Genomic DNA, 2,971 nt, shown 5'->3' on the forward strand with positions numbered 1-2,971 from the left:
CAACTTAGCTTCCACCTGATGCGCAGCCTTGGCATTTGCCCATGTTGCGCGTCCGGCTGATCGATCACATTTGTGACACAGTAAGATTAATGAGGACCAGCCGGTAACCCGAGGTAACCGGACGCACCTCATGCACACAGTCCGCGTAGAACGCCGCGAACGACACCGTGGCCGAGTCGGACCCGCCCAGATCGAGGCAGACTTCGCATCCCCGGTGGCGGACAATGAGTTCCCCGCCGCTGCTGACCGAGGGCAGCGCCACCACGAGGGTGGCGAACATCCCCGGAATTTTTTCCGTGTCGCGATGCTCGACGAAAAAGCTGCCGGTATCATAGATCAGCAGCTTGTACAGTTCTGCCGTTACGGGTTCGGTCACCCCCAGCCCTGCCGCCACTTGGCCAATCATCGCATGCAAGGTTTTGGCCAGCTTTGCCCGGCAAGGTGGACGCCGCCAGCATCAATCTGCCAAGTCCGGCGAACCTCGGTATCTACGAGCGTTTCCTCTCCGCGACCGTAGGGTGCCCGCTCCGCAACGGCGACAAGCTGTTCGCCCTGCACGGAAAGCAGTGGCAGCGCGATGCGGCCAACGCCATCTACTTCCAGATTGGGCATGACGATTTCGGACCTGCCCGAGGCACAGAAATCCCCGTGGCAACGAATGGTCGGAATTATCTTTGCCAGGTCGCGAGTGATCGCACGCTTCAAACTGCTTCTCCTATGTTTCATGGTTTCAGGAACGGCCCACCTTCCGCCAGGGCGCGGCGTCGAGTAGCACTTCTCGTACCGGTCGATCGGAAAGTTGAGGGTTCCCCGAAAATTCACGTACCCAAAATGGGGGTTGTAAGCCGGAACCGCCGAAAATTCCGTCGCCCGTCCCGACCATCAACCCGCAAACTGCTTGATCCGATCGACTAGGTGTCCGAACGCTTCGTTCACGTACTCCAATGCTCTAGGTTCAGCACCCTGCGCGCGTAGAGCGCTCTTGAAGCTGTCCAGTTCGGACAGCCATTTCCGATGCAGCTGACCCAACTCGTTGACTTGCGGCTGGAAGCCTTGCAGGTTGCCGCTTCCACGAAACGCTTGATAGCCGCGCTCAAGGGTTGCCGCCGTGACCAGCAGTTGAGCCGCCCGTTGCTTGTGCTCTTCGAAGACCTCGGCCATGCCGTCATAGGGCCGCGATGCCTTGTTGCGCTCGGCTTCGGACGCCTCCTCCATGATGAGGGCGTAGCGGTAGAACCCGGGAAATTCGTGGCACAGCGCCATGAGTTGCTGGTCGGAGGTGCCGACCCAAATCTTGTGCAGGTTGGGCACGTAACCCATAATGCGGTTGATGATGCATGAGTGTCGCTGCCGCCCTGGGCGGCAAGCTGTTGCATGTGCTGATCGACCTTCGCTGCCAGTCGGCGAAATTCATTCATGCTCATGCATGTCCCATTCTTCATCAGCAATGCGGGCGCTCATCGGGGCATCTGGTCAGGCGGTAGCGAGAGTCAGGTGCCCGACCGGCTCGGATGCCGGTCGCACCTTGATTTCGATGTCGTAGCCGAGGCGATTCAGGCAGTCCATTAGCTTGCGTTCGGACAGGTTGGTGAAGTCGCCACGCATCATGCCCGACACCTTCGGTTGCGGAATGCCCATGCGCTTCGCCGCCGCTTGTTGGGTGAGCCCGAGGGCACGCATCGCCTTCCTGATCTCGACGACCAGGCCGGTTTTGATCTTGAGCTTTTCGGCGTCGGGCAGCCCAAGGTCGGCGAAGACGTTGCCCGAGCTGCGCTGAACCTCGACGCCTTCAATGATTCGTTTTTGCATTTCGTAGCTCCTGTGCCAATGCTTCGGCCACCTTCAGCCGAGCGCGGATGATGTCCATGTCTGCCTTCGGCGTGGCGATCCCGCTCTTGCTCTTCTTCTGGAAGCAGTGCAGGACGAACACCGCTTCCGCAAACTTGACCGTGTAGACTGCTCTATAGGTGCCGCCGGCATCGTCTTCGACGACCTCCAGCACGCCGGCACCGCCGAAGCCCTTGAGTACCTTCGCTGCGTCATCCTGGTCGCCCATCTGCGCCAGCGACAGCGCGTAACCGAAACGCCGACGTACGTCGAGCGGCAACGCCATCAGATCCTTGTAGCTGCTCGCGATCCATTCGAGCGGTTTTTCTTTGTCAGCTGCCATGGCGGCATTTTATACCTGTTCAGGTAATACCGCAAGCGAGGCAGGCTCAAGACAGTGTGGCGAAACAAGTGTGTCGCGACATATCCGCAACAGTGACATGCACCAACCTCTGGCTGGCCTCAAAATTGTGCGGAAAACCATGTCGCCAGCGCTACAGCCATGCCAATGCGCGGCACTACGGAATGCTGGCGGCTCCTGCTTGATCGCCACCGTCTCGACTGCCTGGCGTAGGCTTCGGGGCACGCTGGATCCACTATCGCAAGACGACAGACCCAGGCTGCGCGGTCAAAGCTATCCGAACCGGAAAAACTCCACGCTCTGCCCCTCAAGTGACTTCGGGAGTACGATGTCCGCCCGCGATTTCGGATCGTGTCACCTGGATGGGGGGCGGAAGATGCCGGGCTTGGAATTTCGTTATGTGGGGAAAGACAGCTTGCCTTCTCGATTGTCGGAATTCGATGTCGAGTACTATTTCGCGCTGACCGATAGCGATGTTGCTGCAATCAACCAGAAATTTCGGCGTGCCGGCCGTGCCGGAGCCGCCATCCAGCTGGCATTTCTGCGGGCAAGTGGCTGTACCCTTGACCAACTGAACACACTCCCCCGTCAACTCTTGCGCTACGTGGGTGAAAAGCTGGGGTTACCAACTCCGACGATCGCCTCGCTGCGCACCCTCTATCAGCGATATCCGACGCTGTATGAACACCAGGTGTTGACGGCGGTGTAAAAGCGACAGTAAATGGCGGCGTATGGTTGGGTAACCAAGGGGCCGCATGCGGCCCCTTGCAGTTTGGGTTGGAC

At 59.2% G+C, this 2,971-nt stretch carries 5 protein-coding genes and 1 pseudogene; 1 reads left to right on the forward strand and 5 read right to left on the reverse strand.

Annotation, left to right across the window (positions count from 1 at the left end):
* Positions 1–64: 64 nt before the first annotated feature.
* The 5 genes from K309_RS43635 to K309_RS0134395 all read right to left on the reverse strand — a co-directional run bounded on the left by K309_RS43635 (position 65) and on the right by K309_RS0134395 (position 2,170).
* Positions 65–406 (reverse strand): 2OG-Fe(II) oxygenase, encoded by a 342-nt coding sequence (locus K309_RS43635; protein WP_029050406.1) that lies wholly within the window; start codon positions 404–406, stop codon positions 65–67.
* Positions 403–705: a hypothetical protein gene (locus K309_RS43640; protein WP_029050407.1), complete on the reverse strand. Its 303-nt coding sequence runs from the start codon at positions 703–705 to the stop codon at positions 403–405. The genes K309_RS43635 and K309_RS43640 overlap by 4 nt, the downstream gene beginning before the upstream one ends.
* 177 nt (positions 706–882) lie before the next feature.
* On the reverse strand, positions 883–1,320 hold the full coding sequence (locus tag K309_RS38840; protein WP_051320771.1) for a hypothetical protein: 438 nt from the start codon (positions 1,318–1,320) through the stop codon (positions 883–885).
* 153 nt (positions 1,321–1,473) lie between these two features.
* On the reverse strand, positions 1,474–1,809 hold the full coding sequence (locus K309_RS0134390) for a helix-turn-helix domain-containing protein (RefSeq protein WP_018310970.1): 336 nt from the start codon (positions 1,807–1,809) through the stop codon (positions 1,474–1,476).
* Positions 1,790–2,170 carry a type II toxin-antitoxin system RelE/ParE family toxin gene (locus K309_RS0134395; protein ID WP_029050408.1) on the reverse strand — a complete coding sequence of 127 codons (381 nt, stop codon included), beginning with the start codon at positions 2,168–2,170 and terminating at the stop codon, positions 1,790–1,792. Before K309_RS0134395 ends, K309_RS0134390 begins: the two co-directional genes overlap by 20 nt.
* Before the next feature lie 394 nt (positions 2,171–2,564).
* On the opposite strand from K309_RS0134395, the pseudogene K309_RS0134400 reads away from it, so the two are divergent.
* Positions 2,565–2,882, forward strand: a pseudogene (locus K309_RS0134400) (DUF4158 domain-containing protein); the annotation flags it as partial.
* Positions 2,883–2,971: the final 89 nt, after the last annotated feature.

The sequence above is a fragment of the Cupriavidus phytohabitans genome (assembly GCF_000426345.1).
Classification (GTDB): Bacteria; Pseudomonadota; Gammaproteobacteria; order Burkholderiales; family Burkholderiaceae; genus Cupriavidus.